Source organism: Streptomyces melanogenes, from assembly GCF_014649795.1.
In the GTDB taxonomy this organism is placed as follows: domain Bacteria; phylum Actinomycetota; class Actinomycetes; order Streptomycetales; family Streptomycetaceae; genus Streptomyces; species Streptomyces noboritoensis.
On record NZ_BMTS01000001.1, the window covers coordinates 667,492 to 687,972 of the forward strand.

Here is a 20,481-nt window from a genome sequence, read left to right on the forward strand (position 1 = left end):
ACCGCGCTTCAACGAGGGCGGTGTATTGCAGCAAGTCGACGGAAGCGGAGACCGGGAGCCGTAACGAGGGCTCCGGGCCCGAGAGTTACGACCAACCCATGGTCTGCAGGGTGACGGCGGTCGTGGTGGGGACCGGAGCGGCGTGCGGCCCGGCGGACGACGGAGTTCCGACGGAGGCGGCGGCCACGCCGAGGGCGGAGACGAGGAGGGCGGTGACCGCGGCGGCCCGGGCGACGGAGGTGCGAAGCATGACGAGAGTCCTTTTCTGATGGTGTGTCGGCGATCTGGAACCGGTTCGCATCCCGCGGTGACGCTGTCCGGTTCCGGCCTGCCGGGCGGTGTTCCCTGCTGGCGAGAACTACTTTCGTCGCTGGTCGGACTGGGCGGAAGGGTTTTCCCGTGGCCCCAACGGGCCATGGCCGCTTCCGTCCGCCGCCGCTTCCGTGGGGCCGGAAGCGGACAGCAGCGACTCGTAGAACGGGGCGACCATCGGGACCCGTGCGCCCAGCAGCCACCAGCCGCCGAACTCGGGGCAGCGCAGGGCCCGTCGGCACACCTCGGCCGCCCGCTCCTCGGCGGCGGCCAGACCGTCCGCCCGTACATAGAGGCCGATCACGGGATGGGGCTGGGCGTCGGGGTGGACGGCGACGTGCTCGATGCCGTCCTCGTCCCGGGCCTGGGAACGCACCAGGGAGCGCGCTTCGTCAGGGAGGCGGGAGTCGAGCGGCCCGCGAAGACTGGCATGGACGAGATACATGGATCGAACTCTTCCAAATGGCCAACTCACACGCCAGCCACGCCGGGTGGACGTTTCCGGCCAAGGCCGCTTCCGTCCAGCACGGATGTCTGTCGCACAGAGGCTTCGGAGGTATATACCTGGACGTGGCATGATCCCTTCAGGCCCGGGGGGTTGTTTCACCGGTTTTGAGGGGGGTTTGCTCGATGCTCACCGCATTGGGGCTCGACGCGGCGGCGGAATCCGTCTACCGAGCCATGCTCGCCGATCCGCGCGGCGGGGTCGCCGAGCTCGTCGCCCGGCTGGAGCGGCCCGAGGACGAGATACGCGACGCCCTGGACGTACTGAGCGAGCTCGCCCTCGTACGGCCGTCGGCCGAGCGGGAGGGCAGCCTGCGGGCGGTGTCGCCCGACATCGGCATGGAAATCCTCATGGCCCGTCAGCAGGCGGAGTTGGCCGCACAGCAGCAGCGCCTGGAGGAGTCCCGCGCCGTCGCCGCCCAGCTGATCGCCGAGTACGCGGATCTGCGCCCGGCGGCGTCCAGCCCGGGCGTGGAGCAGCTCATCGGCATCGATCAGATCCGCGACTGCCTCGCCCGCCTCACCCGCGACGTCACCACCGAGGTCATGTCCTTCGCCCCCGGCGGCGCCCAGCCGGAAGCCCAGATGCGGGCGTCGCGGCCGCTGGATGAGCAACTGCTGCGCCGGGGCGTGCGGATGCGCACGCTGTACCTCAGCAGCGTCCGCAACGACCAGCCCACCGTCGAGTACGCCACCTGGCTCGCCGGGCTCGGCGGCCAGGTCCGTACCGTGCCCGATCTGCCCACCCGGATGATCATCACCGACTGCTCCACCGCGGTGATCCCGGTCAGCAGCGACGACACCGGCGCGGGCGCCGTCCTGCTCACCGGCCAGGGCACCCTCACGGCGCTGTGCGCGCTGTTCGAGAGCACCTGGGCGGGCGCCCAGCCCCTCGGCGCGGCCGCCCCCAGGGACACGAAGGGGCTGAGCCCCCAGGAGGCCACCACCATCGCCCTGTTGGCCCAGGGGCACACCGACGAGGCCATCGCCAAGCGGCTCGGCGTCTCCCAGCGCACCGCCCGCCGCATCGCGACCGAACTGATGGAACGCCTGGGCGCCCGCAGCCGTTTCGAGGCGGGTGTGCGCTCGGTGCAGCACGGCTGGCTGCCGTCGACCCCGAACTGACGCGCCTCGGGGCACGCGCCCGTCGTAACGTCACTCGCTCAAGGACGCCCACGCCCACACGATGAAGGCCAGCGGCACCGCGACGGCCGTCAGACCGAGCGCGACCCCGGCGCGTGCCCGGCGCCGGTCGACGCCCTCCTCGCCCCGCAGGTGACGCAGGTCCCCGGTGCCGTAGATGATCGCGGCGATCCCCAGCGGCACGGTCAGGTACAGGGGGACGTGACGGATCTGCGGCGGGATGGCGTCGGGCAGCCACGGACACCCGAAGAACGCGAGGGCGACCGTGCCCATCACCATCGACGTCGTGCCCGTCCACTCCTGTGCTTCCGTCGTCACCTGGGCGGACGTGGTGGGGGTCTGCTGCTCGAAGCTCATGATCGAGAGGCTAGGGGGCGGGGTGATCGGGGCGCGTGGGGGCGGCTACTCATTTCGCCGTGAGTAGCTGGGGGATCGTCGCGCAGCCGCTCAGAGGACATGAACGGCGATGGCGTGGGCGCACGTCAGGGACTCCGCGTGCGTGGTGTCGACTTCCATGTCGTAGACGACACCCTCGTGTGCCATGTGCGCCTGGGACGCGGCCATGCCCTGGGTCCGGTCGCCCCGCGCGGTCTCACGGGCGGCGGCGACCGTGCTCTCGCACCGGACGCCGACCCAGAGCACGGACAGGTCGCCGACGGCCTCGCACCAGCGCTGCTGGGAGGCGGCTCCGCCGAGGAAGACGTCGTCGACGATGACCCGGGCACCTGCCCGGGCCGTCGCCACGACGCCTTCCATCCAGGCCGCCTCCAGCGCCCGGAAGTCGGCCCCGATCGTCACGGCGCCGTCCGCCTCGAACCCGATGCCGTCCGGCGACGTCTGCATGCTCGCGGGCAGGGCGTCGACGAGCGAGTCGATTCCGAACGCCAGCCAGGGATGCGGCAGTACGGCTTGCAGGCACCGCACGATCCCGGTCTTTCCCGAGCTGGAGCCGCCGTTGAGGATGATCATCTGAGTCGTCACCGCGACACAGTACGGCGCCTGTCTCGGTGATGCGGACCGAATTTCCCTCCCCGGCCGGACGTCGGCGTGTCCGGATGTGACAGGGAACCGTCATTGCGGTCATCGGTGGTGGCGGTGAGGATTAAGGCATGTCCTTCACCCACCGCGTCGTCATCGCGGTCTTCCCCGATGTCGACCTCCTCGACGTCACCGGCCCGGCCGAGGTGTTCGCCCTGGCCAACCGGGAGACCGGGGGCCGGGCCGGTTATGAGGTCCGGCTGGCCGGGCCGGTCGCGGGCGAGGTGCGGACGTCGGCCGGGGTGCGGCTGCTGGCCGATCTGGGCTTCGCGGAGGTCGGCGGGCAGGTGGACACCCTGCTGGTGCCCGGCGCGGTCGACATGACCGACGAGGGTCCCGTCGCCCGTATCGACGCCGAGGTGGTGGCGTGGGTGAAGGAGACCGCCCCGTACGCCCGGCGGGTCGCGTCCGTGTGCGTGGGTGCGCACCTGCTCGCGGCGGCCGGGCTGCTCGACGGGAAGACGGCGACCACGCACTGGTCGACCGCTGCCCAGCTCGCCGCCGACCACCCGGAGGTCACCGTCGACGCGGACCCGATCTTCGTACGCACCGACCGCGGCCGGGTGTGGACCGGGGCCGGGATCAGCGCCTGCCTGGACCTCGCGCTGGCGCTGGTGGCCGAGGACCTGGGCGAGGACGTGGCGCTGGCGGTGGCCCGGCAGCTCGTGATGTACCTCAAGCGGCAGGGCGGGCAGAGCCAGTTCTCGGTCCCGCTCAGTCGGCCCGCCGCCTCCCGCCGTGACATCGACGAGCTGCGGCTGTGGATCGCCGACCATCTCGACGAGGACCTGTCCGCGCAGGCCCTGGCCGCCCGGATGTGCCTGAGCGAGCGGCATTTCGCGCGCGTCTTCAAACAGGAGACGGGCGCCAGCCCGGCCACGTACGTCGAGGCCGCCCGGGTGGAGGCGGCCCGGCGCCTGCTGGAGACCACCGACTGTCCGCTCGACCAGGTCGCGGCCGCGTCCGGGCTCGGCTCGGCCGAGACCCTGCACCGGTCGTTCAAGCGGCAGTTGGCGACCACGCCTGCGGCATACCGGCGCCGCTTCCGCACCACCACCTGACCCACCCCTCCCCACCCTTCCCACTCACCCCAGACCCGGGCGCGCGAGCGCGACACGGCGCTTCGCCATGCCCGCATTCATCCGAGATTCATCCGAGACAAGAAAGGCACTGCCTCCATGAACGCGATCAACCCCGAGACGGCTCAGCCCTCCACGACCCTGCGGGACCTGAGCGGCCTGGACAACCAGCCGCCGAGGCTCAGCGAGTCCGTCCTCATCATGATCGACTTCCAGAACACCTACCGCACGGGCGTCATGACCCTCGACGGCGCGGAGGAAGCCGTCGCCGCCGGTGCCCGCCTGCTGGCGCGTGCCCGCGCCGCCGGTACGCCGGTCGTCCACATCATCAACGACGGCGGGGAGAACACCCCGTACGACATCCGCGCCCACATCGGCGCCATCAGCGACGAGGTGGCTCCGGTGGACGGCGAGCCGGTCGTGGTCAAGCAGGTCCCGAACGCCTTCCACGCCACCGAGCTGGAGAAGACCCTGACCGAGCTGGGTGCCGCGCCGGGCAGCGGCAAGGCGCTGGTCCTGGCCGGGTTCATGACGCACATGTGCGTCAACTACACCGCCCAGGGCGCCTTCTACCTCGGCTACCGCCCCACGGTCGTCGCCGAGACCACCGCGACGCGCTCGCTCGCCGCGCCCGACGGTACGGTCCTGCCCGCGTCGACCCTCCAGGCCGCGGCCCTGACGACGATCACGGACCTGTTCGGCACGGTCGTTCCCACGGTGGAGGCACTTCCTGCCTGACCCGACAGTGGGCGGTGCGCGGCAGAGGGGGTTGTTCTGCCGCGCACCGCGTCAGGCGACCAGCCCCTCCACCAGCAGGACCCCGCCGATGGCGATCATCATGGCGCCGGACGCCCGGGTCACGGCCCGGGCCGCCGAGGGGCGAGCCCTCAGGACCGTACGGGACAGGACGCCCACGGCGAGGTAGACCAGGGCGCAGGCCGTCATGTGCAGGGTGCCGAGCAGGCCCGTCTGCGCGGCCACCGGCCAGCCCTTCGCTGTGTCGATGAACTGCGGGAACAGGGAGAAGTACAGCAGCAGCGCCTTGGGGTTGAGGCCGCTGATCCCGACGCCCCTGAGCATGATCTGCAAGCGGGAGGACCCCATCGCCTCCTCGGCGGCGGCCGGCGCGGCCGGTTTCCTCAGCACGCCCCAGCCCAGCCACACCAGATATCCGGCCCCGGCGACGGTCAGCGCGGTGAGCACGGTGGGCGAGCTCGCCACGATCACCACCAGACCGGCGACGGCGAGCAGGGTGTACCCGGCGTATCCGGCTATCAGCCCGGCGACCGCCGGGACGACCGACCGGTCCCGCAGCCCCGCCGAGATCGCGTAGGCCCAGTCCGCGCCCGGGGTCAGCACCAGCAGCAGGTCCACCGCCAGGAAAGCCGCCACCGTCGTCGTGTCCATCGATCGATCGTTCCCTCTCGCGTTCCTTGTGACGAGAGGGAAGACTAGGGTGGATCCGCCCGAAAGTGTTTGCTTAATTACTCCATGATCGCGTCTGGTGAGGGAGAATCTTCTCCATGGATGCCCTGGATCGAAAAATTCTTACCGAGCTCCAGCTCGACGGCCGTCTGACGGTCACCGAGCTGGCCGCGCGCGTGGGACTCAGCGTCTCGCCCTGCCACCGCCGGGTACGGGACCTCGAACGCGCGGGCGCGATCCGCGGCTACCGCGCGGTCGTCGACCCGTCCGCCGTCGGCCTGGACTTCGAAGCCCTCGTCTTCGCCACCCTGCGCTGGGAGGACCCCGACACCGTCACGGCCTTCGAGGACGCTGTCAGCGCCGTCCCGCACGTCATCCAGGCCCAGCGCCTGTTCGGCGAACCCGACTACCTCCTGCGCGTCGCCACCACCGACCTGGCCGCCTACCAGCAGCTCTACGACCAGCAGCTGGCCCGGCTCCCCGGAGTCCAGCGCCTGACGTCCACCCTGGTCATGAAGAAGGTCGTCCACGACCGGCCCCTGCCCGAGTAGGCGGCGCGAACCGGCGTGCGGGGGCGCTCCGGCACGGCGAGAGCCCCGGCGGCCCTGCCTTCGCGCCCTGTCCGGCACCCCGGCCGTCTGGTTGATTCGCAGGGTGAATCCGGCAGCCGACACCGCCCTGCCCTACCCCTCCGGCTGGTTCTGCCTGGCCCCGTCCCACGAGCTGGCCGCGGGGGCCGTGCTGACCCGCGCGCTGGCCGGTGAGGACGTCGTCCTCTACCGGACAGTGCCCGGCGCGGCCCACGCCGTACGGCCCCACTGCCCCCACCTCGGTGCCCATCTCGGCATCGGTGGGACGGTCGAGGGCCAGAACCTCCTCTGCCCCTTCCACCGCTTCGCGTTCGCCCCGGACGGTACGTGCGTGAGCGCCCCCGGCAGCCTGCCGCCGCGCGCCCGCCTCGCCCAGCTGCCCGTACGTGAACGCAACGGCATGCTGTTCGTCTGGTACGGCCACGAGGGAGCCAGGCCCGGCTGGGAACTCCCGGACGAGCTCGGCACGGCGGTCCCCACCTCCTGGTGGACCCGTGACGTGGCCACCCACCCGCAGGAGGTCATCGAGAACATCGTCGACTACCGGCACCTGGCCGCCCTGCACGGCGCGTCCGCGCGGGAAGTGGCCCCGCCGGAGGTCCAAGGGCCCTTCCTCCGGCTGCACTTGAGCTTCGGCGTCGAACGCCACCCCAGAGCGGAGCGCCTCTTCGCCGGCACCCGGCAGGAGGTGCTCCTGGGCGGCCTCGGTATCCTGCTCACCCGGCTCCCGCTGCCCCGTTTCGGCCTGCTGTTCCACCTGTGGAGCCTGCCGACGCCCATCGGCCCCTGGGAGTCCCGGCTGCGCTGCGCCGCCTCCTGCACCGTGACCGACCGGCGCCGCTTCCCCGGCCCCGGCCTCCTGCGGACCCCGCTCACCGGGATCGCGGCCCATGCCGTGCGCCGGGCGGCCGTCGAACTGCTGGAGCAGGACATCCCGATCTGGAACCACAAGCGGTACGAGCCGCACCCCCGGCTGGCCCGCGGCGACGAGATGATCAGCCGCTTCCGGCGCTGGGCCCGGCAGTTCTACCCCGACGGCGGCTTGGCGTAGGGCCGTGCGGCCGCCGCCTACAGGACCGTGCTGCCCAGCGGCCGGTCCGGAGCCGCGCCCGGCGGGACGAAGAACAGCGCGGAACCGTAGTGCTCGACGAACGCGCCGAGCGCGTCGTGGCCCGCGAGACGGCGCTGCACGCGGGTGAACAGGTTCGGGTCGTTCATGTACGCGAGGAAGAGCAGACCCTGGTCGTCGGGGGCGTTGTCGTAGGAGTACCCCCGGCGCAGCATCCGGGCGCCGCCGTCGAACCGGGGGTGGGCGAGGCGGACGTGGGCGTCGGCGGGGAGCAGATAGCCGCCCTGCGGCGTCTTGGCGAAGAGGTCGGCCTCGGTGTGTTCGGGGCCGCCCTGGAGGGGGCCGCCGTGTGCCTTGCGGCGGCCCATCACACGCTCCTGGCGCTCGACGGGCAGCGCGCCGAACTCGGCCGTCGCCAGGCGGATGCGGCGCACCACCAGGTAGGTGGCGTTGTGGTGGGGCCCGGGGCCGAGCCACACCCAGCGTTCGGCCTCCTTCGCACTGGGGTTGGCGGTGCCGTCCTTGAAGCCGAACAGGTTACGAGGGGTCTCTCCGGGCGGCGTGGCGGGCAGGAAGCCCGCCTGGTGCCAGCGCGGGCGCAGCACGCCCGGCGCCGCCCGTTCCAGGCGCCGGGCGAGGTCGGCGCAGACGGTCGGGGCGGCGGCGCAGATCTGCAGGAACAGCTGGCCGCCCCCGGCTTCGGGGCGCAGCCGGTCACCGGCGAAGGCGGGCAGGTCGCGCAGCGCCTGCGGCGCCCGTGCGCCCAGACGGGAGAAGAAGGCGGGGCCGAAGCCCACCGTGACGCTCGGCCCGTCACGGAGGCCGGCCGGCCGGGCGGTGAGCGGAGGCGTCCACGCGGCGAACATACGGCGCACGGCGTCCCGGCCCGTCGCCCCGTGTGTACCGGGGCTCAAGTCGTAGGACAGCAGCAGCACTCGGGGAGGCTGCGGGTCCGTCACGCCCGGCTGGCGGCCGGGTTGCGAGGGCGGGCCGGGGACAGGGGCGGGGGATCCCTGACAGCCGGTCACGGCGGCGGCCGTGCCCAGGGCGGCCAGCCCGCCGAGCAGCTCACGCCGGGCGGGCCCGTCACCGCCGACGGGCGGTGTCACGTCGGATCCCCGGGCGACGGCGAAGCCCGGCCTGCGAGCGCGTGCGGCATGCTGTCCCTGCCCATCACATGACAAGTAGTCGTATAAGGGGTGTAGTTCGCATTCACGGCGCTTGGCACGATACACCTGACGCCGTGCTCGCTCTCGTTTCCCGTCTTCTGACGCGGCGTCGGCTCGGTCTGCCCGCCGCCGCGCTGCTCCTGCTCGTTCCGGCGTGTTCCGGCCCGGTGGACGACTCCGCCCCGCCCGGTCACGGCCCGGCCGCCACCCTGCGCGTACCGCAGAACTTCGGGTCCATCCAGCAGGCGGTGGACCGCGCGCGCCCCGGGGGACCTGGTGCTGGTCGCGCCCGGGGTCTACCGGGAGAGCGTCACGGTCGCCGCGCCCCGCGTCGTCCTGCGCGGCGCGGACCGCAACGGCACGGTCATCGACGGCGAGTTCCGCAGCGCCAACGGCGTCACCGTGACCGGGGCAGGGTCGGCCGTGGAGAACCTGACGGTCCGCAACCACCTCGCCAACGGTGTGCTGTTCACCGGCGTCACCGACGCGTCCCGGCACACCGGCGGCGCCGGGGGAGCGGGCTACGAACGGCTCGACACCAAGGCGTACCCCCCGCTCAAGGGCTTTCGGGCGTCCTTCGTGACGGCGCACAACAACGCGCTGTACGGCATCTACGCGTTCGACGCCCGAGAGGGGATCATCGAGGACTCCTACGCCTCCGGCCAGGCCGACTCCGGGATCTATGTGGGCCAGTGCCGTCCGTGTCTGACCACCGTGCGGCGCAACACCGTCGAGCACAACGCCGTCGGCATCGAAGTCACCAACGCCTCCGAGGAGTTGTACGTCCTGGGCAACACGGCCCGCCACAACCGGGTCGGGGCGACCGTGAACTTCAACGACCTGGAGGCCCTGGCACCCCAGCACCGCGCGGTGTTCACCGGCAACGCCTTCACCGACAACAACGACGACCGCAGCCCCGAGCAGGCCGACGGCGGCTACGGCACCGGGATCGGCCTCGGCGGGGGCACGGACAACACCGTCGAGCGCAATCTGATCAGCGGAAACCGCCGGGCCGGGGTGCTGTTGACCGATGTCGCCGGGTATCCGGCCGCCCGCAACGCGGTACGGGACAACCGGGTCAGCGGCAACGGGACCGACCTGGTGCTCGCCACCTCCGCCGTCGCGGGCAACTGCTTCGACGCCAACACGTCCGACCGCGTCTCCCCGGCGGACCTCACCGAGGTGGCGCGCTGCGGACGTCCGGCGGGGCAGTGGCGGGTGCCCGGGTCGGTGCCCGCCGTGGCCGCACCGGCGGGGCTGTCCTTCCGGCTGGTGCCCGCCCCGCCGCCCCAGCGGTCCATGCCCCGGGCGTCCTCCGCGCCGGCGCGGGCGGCCGTGGGCCTGCCCGGAGGCGCGGGGCTATCCGCTGCCGCCGGATTCCGCGTAGCCGCGTGCGTCACGCCGGTGTCGAGGCTGCCGGGGAGGGCCAGGGGCCCGGCGGCAGCGGCGCGCGGCGCCCGGTGAAGTCGACCGTCACGGGGTCGCCCCCACGGCTGAGCACGGCCTCGACCCGGCCGAGCCCGCCCTTCTCGTCGATCCAGTACGTCACGGGCGAGTTCGGCGGGCCCGACGGCTTCGTGCTGCTGAACGTGCGGGTGGCGGGGCGGGGACCGGCGAACAGCGTGTAGGTGTGGCCCCGCAGCCGTCTCTCGCCCAGCCACTGGGGGCCCGACTGGGCCAGGAGCTGGGCGTTCTCGGGGCGGTCGCTGCCCAGGGCCAGCACCAGGCGCAGCGCGCGGTCCACCGGGTCGCGGGTGTAGGAACGCCGGGACCAGCGGGGTGCGGCGCCCGGGCGTTCCGCGCGGCCCCCGGGCGCCACCGCCACCCCGGCCGCGTCCCAGGCGACCCGGCCGTCCCGGCCCAGGGCGCGATAGCTGCCCAGCGCGCGGTGGGCGGCGTAGTCGACCACGGCCTCGACGCCGACGTCGGTGTCCGCCGCGGGCACGTTCAGCCGGACCGACGCCGGGCCGCTCTCGTACACCGACAGCCGGGCCAGCGCCAGCCGCTGGGCCTCCTCCAAGGTGACCGGCCGACGCTGGTCCGGTGCACCGCACGCCGTCGTTGCGATCAACAGCGCCGCCGTGAGCAGCGCGGCGCAGCCGCCGTGGCGCAGGGCCCGGCGGGCCGTATGTCCCATCACCGCGTCAGCACACCACCGGCCGGGTGCGAAGGAGGCGCGTGACACGGTCGCGTGGGCCGTTCAGGCGCAGCGGTCGCGCCCGCGGTGGCACCCGGATGGCCCCTTCGCCACGGTGGGCCCGGGTCCGCCGTGCTCGAATGGTGGCAGGGCGGCGGTGCCCGATGCCGTCGCCGCAGCCAGCAGGAGCCGCCGTGACGCCGCTCATACGCCGCCCGCTTTCCTCGATATGCGGGGCCGCCCTCGCGGCCCTCCTGGTCGGGGTGGCCGCCCCGACTCCCGCCGCCGCGGCGCCCGCACCCGCGTGCACCGCGGACACCGGCCCGTACCAGTGGCAGTTGGAGCAGTATCTGCGCCTGCCCGCCGACGGACGCCAGTCCGGTGCCGACTGCGAGGCGATCCGCGCCTTCCAGGAACGCAACGGCGTCCTGCCCGCCGACGGCTTCGCGAGCCTGGCCACCTACCGCACCGCCCTGGTGATCGAGGAACGCCGCGCCCCCAACAAGAACGGGACCTGTCCCCACCGGCAGGAGCGGCTCGTCTGCGTCGACCTCGCCCGGCAGCTCCTGTGGGTGCAGCGCGACGGCCAGGTCATCTACCCGGCGGTCGCGGTCCGCACCGGGCGCTGGGGCCAGCAGACCCGCAACGGCTGGCACGAGATCACCGAGCGCCGCATCGACGACCACTCCGAGCTGTACGACAACGCGCCCATGCCGTACTCCCAGTACTTCTCCGGCGGCCAGGCCTTCCACGGCGTCTACGGCGACCTCTTCAACGGCGGCGGCTCGGCCGGGTGCATCAACCTGCACCTGCGCGACGCCGAGCTCCTGTGGAACACCACCGACGTCGGCGACGCCGTCTTCATCTGGGGGCGCAAACCCGCGACGTGAAGGATCGGCCGGGTGAATCCGCCGTGGCGCACGGGTGAGTCCTCGGCATGATCACTTCTGTCGATCGGGAGGGACCCGCGGTGTGATGTTCATTCAATTCGTCGTATCAGGTGTCGGCGGAAATGAGACATCACGATGGAACATCCCCCACGGCCTCCCTCGGGCCGGATCCGGTACTGGGCGGCGGGCGGCGCCGCCCTCATGCTGGCCGCTCCCCTCCTCGCCGCCACCACGGCGGCGCACGGCCCGGCGGCCCGCGCCGACGGCACGGTCGACGTCACGGTGGTACGGGACGTGGACTCCGACGGCAGCTGGACCCCGGCCCTGGAGGTCGGGGAGAGGGGCATCCCCGTCACGCAGCGCTCGCTGTTCCCGGCGATGGGCGACGTCACCCGGGTGTGCAAGAAGGGCGCCGAGTGGGTGTGGGACAGCACCTCCGCGGACTGCCCCAACCACTTCGTCAACGGCAGCGCGCCGCCGCAGCAGGACGGGGGGAAGGAGTACTACTACGACGACTCCACGCTCGGCCAGCTCGCGGAGTCGCTCCAGGGCGGCCTCGCGTTCGCGCCCCGCTTCACCACGACCGTGGCGACCATCGTCGACCCGCTGGACATCTTCACCGGCGGTGTGCGCAAGCTCGACAACACCACGGGCGCGGGCTCCGAGGACTACGAAGTGGACGGCGGAAGGGGGTCCTTCGGCAAGGCCAACGGCCTGGGCGACCTGGAGCTCCTGTGCGACGAGGCACCGGTGCAGATCGGCAACCGGGTCTGGTTCGACCGCGACCGCGACGGCATCCAGGGGCCGGCCGAGGAGCCCATTCCCGGCGCGAGGGTGACGCTGCTCGACAAGGGCGGCAAGGTCGTCGACCGCACCAGGACCGATGCGCGCGGCGAGTACTACTTCCAGGTCAAGCCGCACACCGAGTACCAGATCAGGTTCGACGTGACCACGGCCGACACCGGCGGCATCCCCGAGAAACCCGCGCCCCGGGACCTCGTCCCCACGGCGAAGGACCAGGGACACAACCGGTCCGTCGACTCCGACCCCGACCCGCGCACCCAGATCGACCGGCTCACGGCCGGGGCGGCGGGCGACAACGACCACACCCACGACGCCGGTTACTACATCCCGCCGAAGGGACGGGTGAGCGTCGTCAAGCACGACGCCGGGACGGGCCGACCGCTGCCGGGAGCGGTCTTCCAGCTGTGGCGGGAGACCAACGGGCACGACGGCCTGCAGACCACCGGGGACGGGCCCGACACCCGGCAGGGCGCCGCGTGCACGACCGGCGCGGACGGCACCTGCACGGTCACGGACCTGCCGCTCGGGTCGTACTACTGGCAGGAGACCAAGGCCCCCGACGGCCACGTCCTGCCCGTGCCCGACGTCTTCGGACCGCTGCGCCTGACGGCCGCCGACGCCGAGAAGGGGGTGGCGATCACCGTCGACAACCACCCGGTCCAGGGCAAGCTCAAGGTCCCCAAGCGGGACGCCACCTCCCACGAACCCCTGCGGGGCGCCGCGTTCGAGCTGTGGCAGGAGACCAACGGCACCGGCGGGTTGCAGACCGGCGGCACCACCCCCGACACCAAGCACGGCGCCGCCTGCGCCACCGACGGGCAGGGCCACTGCACCTTCACCGGCCTCCCGCTGGGCACCTACTACCTGCGGGAGACCGCGGTGCCCGAGGGCTACCGCCTGCCCGAGCAGCCGGTGACCGGGCCGTACACGGTGACGGCCGCCGACGCCGAGCAGGGCATCGAGATCAGCCTCGTGAACCAGAGGGGCGAGCCGGACAAGGGGAAGGGCAAGGGAGGCAAGGGCGGGCCGCGTTGAGCTGACCCGGCCTGACCTGACCTGATCCGGGCCGCACGGGCCCCCGAGCGCATCCGCGCGCGCCCGGGGGCCCGTCCTCATGGCTCCACCGCCACCTCGCCCGATCCGTGCTTTCAGGCCGCCTCGGGGAAGTGACAGGCGACCTGGCGTGCCTCGCCCGGCGCTGCGATCCGCAGTACGGGCGCCTCGCTGCGGCACTTGTCCTGTGCCTTGGGGCAGCGGGGGTGGAAGGTGCAGCCCGGTGGGGGCGCGGCCGGGCTCGGTGGGTCGCCCAGGAGCGTGATGCGTTCGCGGGCCCGCTCTGCGGCCGGGTCGGGCAGCGGGACGGCGGAGAGCAGGGCGCGGGTGTAGGGGTGGGCCGGGGCCGTGTACACCCGCTCCTTCGCGCCGATCTCGACGATCCGGCCCAGATACATCACGGCGACCCGGTCGCAGACCCGCTTGACCACCGACAGGTCGTGGGCGATGAAGAGGTAGGCTAGCCCGAGTTCCCGTTGCAGCCGTTCCATCAGGTTGACGATCTGGGCCTGCACGGACACGTCGAGGGCCGAGACGGGCTCGTCGGCGATGACCAGCCGGGGCCCGGTGGCCAGTGCGCGGGCGATGCCGATGCGCTGGGCCTGGCCGCCGGAGAACTCGTGCGGGAAGCGGTCGATCTGCTCGGGGATGAGCCCCACCAGCTCCATCAGTTCGGAGGCCCGCCGACGCGCGTCCGCCGCCGAACTCCCCTGGACCAGAAGGGGGTCGGAGATGATCCGGGCGACGGTCTGGCGCGGGTTGAGGGAGGAGTGCGGGTCCTGGAAGACCATCTGGATCTCGCGGCGCAGCGGTTTGAGCTCGCGCTGGGAGAGGTGGCTGATGTCGTGGCCGTCGTAGGTGATCGAGCCGCTGGAGGGTTCGAGCAGGCGCACGATGGTGCGGCCGGTGGTGGACTTGCCGCAGCCGGACTCGCCGACCAGGCCGAGCGTCTCCCCGGGCGCGACGTCGAAGCTGATACCGTCGACCGCCCGGACGGGAGCCGAGCCGCGCCGCCGGGCCGGGTAGACCTTGGTCATGTCCCGTACGGACAGCAGGGGTTGGGTCGCTGTGGTCATGAAGGGGCGCCTTCGTACGTGGGGAGGTGGCAGGCGGACGCGTGGCCGGCGGGTCCGGAGAGCACGGGCGGTTCGGTCTGGCAGCGCAGCCGCTCGCTGGCGGCGGCCGACGCGGCCCGGGAGCAGCGGGGTGCGAACGCGCAGCCGGGAGCCGGGGTGAGCAGCGACGGGGGGCTGCCGGGGATCGCCCGCAGCGGTGCGTCGTCGGGGTCGTCGAGGCGGGGCAGCGAGTCGAGCAGGCCGCGGGTGTAGGGGTGGGCCGGGGCCGCGAACAGGGTGTCCACCGGGGCCTGTTCGACCGCCCGGCCGCCGTACATCACCAGGACCTCGTGGGCGACGCGCGCCACCACCCCCAGATCGTGGGTGATCATCACGACGGCGAGCCCCCGGTCCTGCTGCAACCGGGCGATCAGCTCCAGGATCTGGGCCTGCACGGTGACGTCGAGCGCGGTGGTCGGCTCGTCCGCGATCAGCAGCTCGGGCTCGCAGGCCAGCGCCATCGCGATCATCACGCGCTGGCGCATACCGCCCGAGAACTGGTGCGGGTACTCGCCCGCCCGCCGCTGCGGCTCCGGGATGCCGACCTCGGCGAGCATCTCCACCGCACGGCGGCGGGCCACCGCGCGGCCGGAGCGGAAGTGGACGCGGTGGTGTTCGGCGATCTGCTCGCCGACCGTGTAGTACGGGTGGAGGCTGGAGAGCGGGTCCTGGAAGATCATCGCCATCCGGCGGCCGCGCAGCCGGTTCAGCTCACGCTCCGTCAGACCCACCAGCTGCTGCTCGTCGAGCGTGATGGAGCCGGTGACCTGGGCGCCGGTGTGCAGGCCGAGGACGGCCATGGAGGTGACGGACTTGCCGGAGCCGGACTCGCCCACGATGCCCAGGGTGCGGCCCCGGTGGACGTCGAAGTCGAGGGAGTCGACGGCCCGTACGGGACCGTGCTGGGTCGGGAAGGTGACGCTCAGGTTCCGCACGGACAGTAGGGGCTCGCCCGCGTCCCGCAGGGGTGTCGCCTGCCGTGGATCCGCGGGCGCGGTGGGGCGGGGTGCGTCCATCAGTACCTCACTCGCGGGTCGACGACGGCGTAGAGCAGGTCGACGGCCAGGTTGGCGACGACGATGAAGGCGGCGGCCAGCAGGGTCACGCCGAGGATGACGGGCTGGTCCCCGCTGGACAGGGCACCGTAGAAGAGACGTCCGATGCCCGGCAGTCCGAAGATGGACTCGGTGATCACCGCGCCCGCGAGCAGCCCGCCCAGGTCCATCCCGAAGATGGTCAGGATCGGCGTCATCCCCGCCCGCAGGCCGTGCTTGACCACGACCGTGCGGCGGGGCAGGCCCTTGGCGCGGGCGGTGCGGATGTACGGCTCCGCCATGGTCTCGATCATCGAACTGCGGCTCTGGCGCGCGTACATGGCCGCGTACAGGACGGCCAGCGCCAGCCAGGGCAGCAGCAGGTTGGACGCCCAGTGGACCGGGTCCGAGCCGAAGGGCACGTACTGCGGATACGGCAGCAGCCCGGCGGTCCTGATCAGGCCGTAGATCAGCATCATGGAGGTGAAGTAGACGGGCAGCGAGGCGGCGGCGACCGCGCCGACCATCAGGACCTTGTCGGTGAGGGTGTCCTTGCGCAGCGCCGCGGTGACCCCGGCGGACAGACCGAGCACCAGCCACAGGACGGCCGCGCCGAGCGCTAGCGAGGCGGAGACGGGCAGCCGGTCCATGAGCAGCCCCCACACCGACTCGCTGTTCTCGTACGAGTAGCCCAGGCACGGGAAGTCGCAGTGCAGCGCGTACTGGCCGCTGCCCATGGTGCGGCCGGTGAAGATCCCGGAGGCGAACTCCCAGAACTGCTTCCAGACCGGCTCGTCCAGGCCCATGTGGGTGCGGATCGCCGCAAGCCGTTCGACGCTGCACGACTTGCCGCACGCGGCGGCGGCCGGGTCGGAGGGCAGCACGTAGAAGATGGTGAAGGTGACGGCGGCGATCGCGATCAGGACGCCGGTCACGCCGAGCAGCCGGCGGCCGATGTAGAGGATCATGAGCGGCTTCCCCTCGGGTCGAGGATGTCGCGCAGCGCGTCGCCGAGCAGGGTGAAGGCGAGCACCGTGAGGAAGAGGCAGGCGCTCGGGATGACGAAGTACATGGGGTCCGTGTCGTAGAAGGCGACGCTCTCGGCGATCATCTGGCCCCAGGAGGGCGTGGGCGGGCGGACACCGACGCCGAGATAGCTCAGGGCCGCCTCGGTGGCGATCATGCCGGGGATGATCAGGGTGGTGTACGCGATGACGGGCCCCGCGACGCCCGGCAGGATGTCGCGGGTGAGGATCCGCCAGGAGCCCGAGCCGTTGACCCGCGCCGCGTCGACGTACTCGCGGTGCTTGAGCGAAAGGGTCTGGCCGCGCACGACCCGGGCGATGCCGGGCCAGCCGAACAGGCCGATCACGGCGGTCATCAGGGCGATGCGGTTGACGTCCTTGGCCACCGACATCATCGCGATCATGAAGATGAGGGAGGGGAAGGACATGGTGAGGTCCATGAGCCTGCTCAGGACCGCGTCGGTGCGGCCGCCGAAGTAGCCGGCCGCGATCCCGGCGGCCGTCCCCGCGACCACGACGATCGCGGTCGCGGCGAAGGCGATCAGGAGGGAGACCTGGGCGCCGTGCACGACCCGGGCGAACAGGTCGCGCCCGGTGACGGGTTCCACGCCCAGCCAGTGGTCGGCGGAGATGCCGCCGAGGGTTCCGAGCGGCTGACCGCCCAGGTACGGGTCGACGGCGGTCTTGTCGAACTCCTCGGGCGACCAGCCGCCGAGCCTGCTGAGCAGCGGGGCGGCGGCCGCCATGACGAGGAAGAGCGCCACGACGGCGAGGGAGATCTTGACGGAGGTGCGGCGGCGCAGTTCCGCGCGGGCCAGTTGCCAGGGGCCGCGGCCCGTCGGCGCGGCCGCCGGTGCGAGGGTGGTGGTCATGATCCGGCAGACCCTCAGCCCTGGCTCTTCGAGGGGTCCTTGAGACCGGCCGTGGCGTAGTCGAGCTGACCGCCGAAGGAGGTCTGGCCGTAGGCGCCCGCGATGTTGGTGCCCAGCACCAGCGGCCAGCGGCGCACCAGGACCGGCACGGCCGGGGCCTTGGCGAGGATCTCGCCGTCCAGCTGCTGCCAGGCGGCGTTGGCCTGCTTGGCGTCCGTCAGGGCGGCGATCTCGTCCATCTTCTTCATGGTGGCGTCGTCGCGGAAGAGCGAGTGGTTGCCGGAGTTGCCCTTCTCCTTGATGTAGCGGCCGTCGAAGACGAACGGCAGGAAGGTGGACCCTGACGGGTAGTCGGGACACCAGCCCGTGTAGACCATGTCGGTCCGGTTCTTGGTGTCGCCGATCGTCGCGTAGAACGCGGACGGGTCGACGGTCTCGATGGTGACCTTGATCCCGGCCTTGCCGAGCGCCTGCTGGATCGCCTCGGCGCGCCCCTTGTCGCCGGTGGAGACGGTCATCTTGGTGGTGAACCCGTCCGGCTTGCCCGCGTCCTTGAGGAGCTGCTTGGCCTTGGCCACGTCACCGGCCACGGGCACCTTCACGGTGTCCGGCTGCTTGCCGCCGAAGAGGGAGGCGGGCATGTACGCGGTGGAGGGGTCGTTGAAGGCGGGGCCGCCGGACGAGGTGAGGACGGCGTCCTTGTCGAGGGCGTACTGCACGGCCTGACGGACCTTGACGTCGTCGAACGGGGCGCGCCCGGTGTGCATCTGGACCATGTCGGTGCAGTTGGTGGACTCGGCGATCAGCCGCTTGCGGACCTCGGCGCTGGGCAGCACCTTGGCCGCGCTCTCCGGCCGCAGGGCGCCCCAGGAGACGGCGGAGGCGTCGGCGCCCTGCGAGGCGATGAGCCGGTCGTCGATCTGGTTGGCCTTGAGCCCCATCACCATCACGAGCTTGTCCGGGTAGGCCTTGCGGACCTGGTCGGTGGCGGCGTCCCAGTGGGTGTTGCGCACCAGCACCAGCTTCTTGCCCCGCTGGTACGACTCGATCTTGTACGGGCCGGAGGAGAACGGCCGGTTGTCGTACTGGGGCCCCTTGTCCTGCGCCTGGGGGACCGGCGCGAAGGTCGGCATCACGGTGGCGTTGGGGAACTCCGCGAAGGGCTTGCGCAGTTCGAAGACGATCGTGTGGTCGTCCGGCGTCTTGATCGAGTCCAGGTGCTTGCCCTGGGCCGGGCCCTGGTAGCCGTCGGCGCCGGCGAGGTAGCGGGCTGCGTAGTCGGCGCCGCCGGGCAGGTCGGGCGAGAAGGACCGCTCCACGTTGTACTTGACGTCCCCGGCGGTGACGGGGCTGCCGTCCTCGTACTTGACCCCCGGCTTGAGGTGGAAGGTCCAGGTCTTCGCGCCGTTGGAGGAGGTGCCCAGATCGGTGGCCAGGTCGGGGACGAGCTCGCCGCCGGCGGTGCCGGGGGCCGCCTTGTAGGTGACCAGGGTGCGGTAGAGCAGCCGGGTGCCGAAGTCCATGTCGTTCATGACCCAGTTGCGGGCCGGGTCGAGGTGGGTGAAGTCCTGGTTGGACAGGACGGTCAGGGTGCCGCCCTTCTGGGGAGTGCCGCCCACGACGGTGCCCGCGTTGGCGGTCGCCGGGTTCTTGCCCCCGGCGTCCGGGCCCGCGTCCGCGTGCTTGGTCTTCGAGCAGCCGGTCGCCCCGAGGGCGAGGGAGGCCGCCAGGGCGGTGGCGAGGGCGGTGAGGGTGCGCTTGTTCATCAGTGGTCACTCCGGGAGCGCGAGAGCGGTCTGGCAGCCAGCCGACAGCCGGAGCTGGCTGGAATGTGACCTGTAACATAGTAATGTGAAATTGTACTGACAACCCATCGGCCGCTCCTTTACCTACTCGTGTCCCAACGGGCCGTCGGAGCGCACCTCTTGGTCCAACCGGACCATGCCTCTTGGTCGACCGAGACGCACCTCTTGGCGAGCGCAGTGCAATGTGAAATATTACTGGTGTGCCCACGAGAACATCCTCGGACGTCATCGTCATCGGTGCGGGCGTGGTCGGCGCCGCCTGTGCCTACTACGCCGCACGCGCCGGCCTCACCGTCACCGTCGTCGACCGCGGCCCCGTCGCGGGCGGTACCACCGGCGCCGGCGAGGGCAACCTCCTGCTCTCCGACAAGGAGCCCGGCCCCGAACTCTCCCTCGCCCTCGCCTCCGCCGAGCTGTGGCGCGAGCTGGCGCACCTGCTCCCGCCGCAGATCGAGTACGAGCCCAAGGGTGGCCTGGTCGTCGCCTCCGGCGAGGCCGGGATGGCGGCCCTGCGTGGCTTCGCGGCCGGACAGGAGAGCGCGGGGGTACGGGTGAAGGAGGTCCCGGCGGACCGGCTGCACGACCTGGAGCCCCACCTGGCCCCCGGCTTGGCGGGCGGCTACCACTACCCGCAGGACGCCCAGGTCATGCCCGCCCTCGCCGCCGCCCATCTGCTGCGCGCGGGCGGCGATCGGATCCGCCTGCGGCTGGGCGAGGAGGTCACCGAGCTGCTCACCGGGGAGGGTGGCGAGGTGAGAGGAGTCCGCACGGCGAGCGGCACGCGGCTCCACGCCCCGTACGTGGTCAACGCGGCGGGCACCTGGGGCGGCCGGATCGCCCGGCTCGCGGGCGCGGAGCTGCCCGTCCTGCCGCGCCGCGGCTTCGTCCTGGTCACCGAGCCGCTGCCCCGGGTGGTGCGGCACAAGGTGTACGCGGCGGACTACGTCGCCGACGTCGCCAGCGACTCCGCCGCGCTCCAGACCTCGGCGGTCGTCGAGGGCACCGCCGCGGGCCCGGTCCTGATCGGCGCCAGCCGGGAGCGGGTCGGCTTCGACCGCACCCTGTCCACCGAGGCGCTGCGCCGCCTCGCCGCCCAGGCCGTCGCCCTCTTCCCGGTCCTGGGCACGGTGCGGGCGCTGCGTACGTACGCGGGCTTCCGCCCCTATCTCCCCGACCATCTGCCCGCCATCGGGCCCGACCCGCGGGTGCCCGGCCTGCTGCACGCCTGCGGCCACGAGGGGGCGGGGGTCGGCCTGGCCCCGGTCACCGGGCTGATCGTGGCGGTGTGCGTGACGGGCGGCCAACTGCCGCTGGACATCGCCCCGTTCGCGCCGGGCCGATTCGCGGCGAAGGGCTGAGTCCGGTTGGCCCTTGGTCTCTTCCTGGCCCTCCGGAAGAGGTCCCTGCTGTCCCCCCC

Annotated in this window: 21 protein-coding genes; 9 read left to right on the forward strand and 12 right to left on the reverse strand. The window is 72.3% G+C overall.

From position 1 onward, the window contains the following. Positions 1 to 85: 85 nt before the first annotated feature. On the reverse strand, positions 86 to 250 hold the full coding sequence (locus tag IE252_RS03045) for a hypothetical protein (RefSeq protein WP_190087632.1): 165 nt from the start codon (positions 248 to 250) through the stop codon (positions 86 to 88). A 108-nt stretch (positions 251 to 358) separates the two neighbouring features. Further along, on the reverse strand, positions 359 to 757 hold the full coding sequence (locus tag IE252_RS03050; protein WP_190087633.1) for a hypothetical protein: 399 nt from the start codon (positions 755 to 757) through the stop codon (positions 359 to 361). A 185-nt stretch (positions 758 to 942) separates the two neighbouring features. On the opposite strand from IE252_RS03050, the gene IE252_RS03055 reads away from it, so the two are divergent. Further along, a complete protein-coding gene (locus tag IE252_RS03055) occupies positions 943 to 1,941 on the forward strand; it encodes a helix-turn-helix transcriptional regulator (protein ID WP_190087634.1) in 999 nt (332 codons plus the stop codon). Positions 1,942 to 1,971: 30 nt separating this feature from the next. Here the strand turns inward: IE252_RS03055 and IE252_RS03060 are convergent, their stop codons facing one another. Continuing rightward, positions 1,972 to 2,316: a hypothetical protein gene (locus tag IE252_RS03060; RefSeq protein WP_190087635.1), complete on the reverse strand. Its 345-nt coding sequence runs from the start codon at positions 2,314 to 2,316 to the stop codon at positions 1,972 to 1,974. A 90-nt stretch (positions 2,317 to 2,406) separates the two neighbouring features. Then, the gene (gene cpt, locus IE252_RS03065; RefSeq protein WP_229847899.1) at positions 2,407 to 2,940 is read right to left on the reverse strand and encodes a chloramphenicol phosphotransferase CPT; all 534 of its coding nucleotides are present in this window, start codon (positions 2,938 to 2,940) and stop codon (positions 2,407 to 2,409) included. 128 nt (positions 2,941 to 3,068) lie between these two features. Here cpt and IE252_RS03070 point away from each other — a divergent pair, with 128 nt between their 5' ends. Both IE252_RS03070 and IE252_RS03075 read left to right on the forward strand, forming a co-directional pair. Beyond that, positions 3,069 to 4,058, forward strand: a complete 990-nt coding sequence (locus IE252_RS03070; protein ID WP_190087636.1) for a GlxA family transcriptional regulator — start codon at positions 3,069 to 3,071, stop codon at positions 4,056 to 4,058. 117 nt (positions 4,059 to 4,175) lie between these two features. Further along, on the forward strand, positions 4,176 to 4,814 hold the full coding sequence (locus IE252_RS03075) for an isochorismatase family protein (RefSeq protein ID WP_190087637.1): 639 nt from the start codon (positions 4,176 to 4,178) through the stop codon (positions 4,812 to 4,814). A 51-nt stretch (positions 4,815 to 4,865) separates the two neighbouring features. Here IE252_RS03075 and IE252_RS03080 read toward each other — a convergent pair whose 3' ends face one another. Beyond that, positions 4,866 to 5,483 carry a LysE family translocator gene (locus tag IE252_RS03080; RefSeq protein ID WP_190087638.1) on the reverse strand — a complete coding sequence of 206 codons (618 nt, stop codon included), beginning with the start codon at positions 5,481 to 5,483 and terminating at the stop codon, positions 4,866 to 4,868. Positions 5,484 to 5,599: 116 nt separating this feature from the next. Between IE252_RS03080 and IE252_RS03085 the strand changes: the two genes are divergently transcribed. Together IE252_RS03085 and IE252_RS03090 are read left to right on the forward strand one after the other, a co-directional pair. Continuing rightward, positions 5,600 to 6,052, forward strand: coding sequence for an Lrp/AsnC family transcriptional regulator (locus IE252_RS03085; protein WP_101391517.1), 453 nt, complete (start codon positions 5,600 to 5,602; stop codon positions 6,050 to 6,052). A gap of 103 nt (positions 6,053 to 6,155) precedes the next feature. Beyond that, positions 6,156 to 7,142, forward strand: coding sequence for an aromatic ring-hydroxylating oxygenase subunit alpha (locus IE252_RS03090; protein ID WP_190087639.1), 987 nt, complete (start codon positions 6,156 to 6,158; stop codon positions 7,140 to 7,142). 17 nt (positions 7,143 to 7,159) lie between these two features. On the opposite strand, the gene IE252_RS03095 is transcribed toward IE252_RS03090, so the two are convergent. Next, positions 7,160 to 8,269 (reverse strand): Dyp-type peroxidase, encoded by a 1,110-nt coding sequence (locus tag IE252_RS03095; protein ID WP_190087640.1) that lies wholly within the window; start codon positions 8,267 to 8,269, stop codon positions 7,160 to 7,162. Between the two features lie 336 nt (positions 8,270 to 8,605). On the opposite strand from IE252_RS03095, the gene IE252_RS03100 reads away from it, so the two are divergent. Continuing rightward, positions 8,606 to 9,793, forward strand: a complete 1,188-nt coding sequence (locus IE252_RS03100) for a right-handed parallel beta-helix repeat-containing protein (protein ID WP_229847901.1) — start codon at positions 8,606 to 8,608, stop codon at positions 9,791 to 9,793. On the opposite strand, the gene IE252_RS03105 is transcribed toward IE252_RS03100, so the two are convergent. Further along, positions 9,726 to 10,469 (reverse strand): hypothetical protein, encoded by a 744-nt coding sequence (locus IE252_RS03105; protein ID WP_229847903.1) that lies wholly within the window; start codon positions 10,467 to 10,469, stop codon positions 9,726 to 9,728. The two genes, IE252_RS03100 and IE252_RS03105, sit on opposite strands and share 68 nt — an antisense overlap. A 191-nt stretch (positions 10,470 to 10,660) precedes the next feature. Between IE252_RS03105 and IE252_RS03110 the strand changes: the two genes are divergently transcribed. Continuing rightward, positions 10,661 to 11,356 (forward strand): L,D-transpeptidase family protein, encoded by a 696-nt coding sequence (locus tag IE252_RS03110; protein ID WP_229847906.1) that lies wholly within the window; start codon positions 10,661 to 10,663, stop codon positions 11,354 to 11,356. Between the two features lie 135 nt (positions 11,357 to 11,491). Continuing rightward, complete coding sequence (locus tag IE252_RS03115) at positions 11,492 to 13,195, forward strand: MSCRAMM family protein (RefSeq protein ID WP_190087642.1); 1,704 nt, start codon at positions 11,492 to 11,494, stop codon at positions 13,193 to 13,195. A gap of 113 nt (positions 13,196 to 13,308) precedes the next feature. On the opposite strand, the gene IE252_RS03120 is transcribed toward IE252_RS03115, so the two are convergent. Genes IE252_RS03120 through IE252_RS03140 form a run of 5 tightly spaced genes read right to left on the reverse strand, consistent with a single transcriptional unit; the run spans position 13,309 to position 19,025 of the window. After that, the gene (locus IE252_RS03120; protein WP_190087643.1) at positions 13,309 to 14,289 is read right to left on the reverse strand and encodes an ABC transporter ATP-binding protein; all 981 of its coding nucleotides are present in this window, start codon (positions 14,287 to 14,289) and stop codon (positions 13,309 to 13,311) included. Further along, entirely contained in the window at positions 14,286 to 15,344 is a 1,059-nt protein-coding gene (locus tag IE252_RS03125; protein WP_190087644.1) for an ABC transporter ATP-binding protein, read from the reverse strand. Before IE252_RS03125 ends, IE252_RS03120 begins: the two co-directional genes overlap by 4 nt. After that, entirely contained in the window at positions 15,344 to 16,330 is a 987-nt protein-coding gene (locus IE252_RS03130) for an ABC transporter permease (RefSeq protein ID WP_190087645.1), read from the reverse strand. Before IE252_RS03130 ends, IE252_RS03125 begins: the two co-directional genes overlap by 1 nt. Continuing rightward, a complete protein-coding gene (locus IE252_RS03135) occupies positions 16,327 to 17,259 on the reverse strand; it encodes an ABC transporter permease (protein WP_190087646.1) in 933 nt (310 codons plus the stop codon). The genes IE252_RS03130 and IE252_RS03135 overlap by 4 nt, the downstream gene beginning before the upstream one ends. 14 nt (positions 17,260 to 17,273) lie before the next feature. Beyond that, entirely contained in the window at positions 17,274 to 19,025 is a 1,752-nt protein-coding gene (locus tag IE252_RS03140; protein WP_190087647.1) for an ABC transporter substrate-binding protein, read from the reverse strand. Between the two features lie 239 nt (positions 19,026 to 19,264). Here IE252_RS03140 and IE252_RS03145 point away from each other — a divergent pair, with 239 nt between their 5' ends. Beyond that, positions 19,265 to 20,422, forward strand: coding sequence for an NAD(P)/FAD-dependent oxidoreductase (locus IE252_RS03145; protein ID WP_190087648.1), 1,158 nt, complete (start codon positions 19,265 to 19,267; stop codon positions 20,420 to 20,422). Positions 20,423 to 20,481: the final 59 nt, after the last annotated feature.

Excerpts from the sequence above, each read along its gene's own strand:
- IE252_RS03045 (WP_190087632.1), bottom strand. The coding sequence starts at position 250 with ATGCTTCGCACCTCCGTCGCCCGGGCCGCCGCGGTCACCGCCCTCCTC.
- IE252_RS03050 (WP_190087633.1), bottom strand. The coding sequence starts at position 757 with ATGTATCTCGTCCATGCCAGTCTTCGCGGGCCGCTCGACTCCCGCCTC.
- IE252_RS03055 (WP_190087634.1), top strand. The coding sequence starts at position 943 with ATGCTCACCGCATTGGGGCTCGACGCGGCGGCGGAATCCGTCTACCGA.
- IE252_RS03060 (WP_190087635.1), bottom strand. The coding sequence starts at position 2,316 with ATGAGCTTCGAGCAGCAGACCCCCACCACGTCCGCCCAGGTGACGACG.
- IE252_RS03070 (WP_190087636.1), top strand. The coding sequence starts at position 3,069 with ATGTCCTTCACCCACCGCGTCGTCATCGCGGTCTTCCCCGATGTCGAC.
- IE252_RS03075 (WP_190087637.1), top strand. The coding sequence starts at position 4,176 with ATGAACGCGATCAACCCCGAGACGGCTCAGCCCTCCACGACCCTGCGG.
- IE252_RS03080 (WP_190087638.1), bottom strand. The coding sequence starts at position 5,483 with ATGGACACGACGACGGTGGCGGCTTTCCTGGCGGTGGACCTGCTGCTG.
- IE252_RS03085 (WP_101391517.1), top strand. The coding sequence starts at position 5,600 with ATGGATGCCCTGGATCGAAAAATTCTTACCGAGCTCCAGCTCGACGGC.
- IE252_RS03115 (WP_190087642.1), top strand. The coding sequence starts at position 11,492 with ATGGAACATCCCCCACGGCCTCCCTCGGGCCGGATCCGGTACTGGGCG.
- IE252_RS03120 (WP_190087643.1), bottom strand. The coding sequence starts at position 14,289 with ATGACCACAGCGACCCAACCCCTGCTGTCCGTACGGGACATGACCAAG.
- IE252_RS03125 (WP_190087644.1), bottom strand. The coding sequence starts at position 15,344 with ATGGACGCACCCCGCCCCACCGCGCCCGCGGATCCACGGCAGGCGACA.
- IE252_RS03130 (WP_190087645.1), bottom strand. The coding sequence starts at position 16,330 with ATGATCCTCTACATCGGCCGCCGGCTGCTCGGCGTGACCGGCGTCCTG.
- IE252_RS03135 (WP_190087646.1), bottom strand. The coding sequence starts at position 17,259 with ATGACCACCACCCTCGCACCGGCGGCCGCGCCGACGGGCCGCGGCCCC.
- IE252_RS03140 (WP_190087647.1), bottom strand. The coding sequence starts at position 19,025 with ATGAACAAGCGCACCCTCACCGCCCTCGCCACCGCCCTGGCGGCCTCC.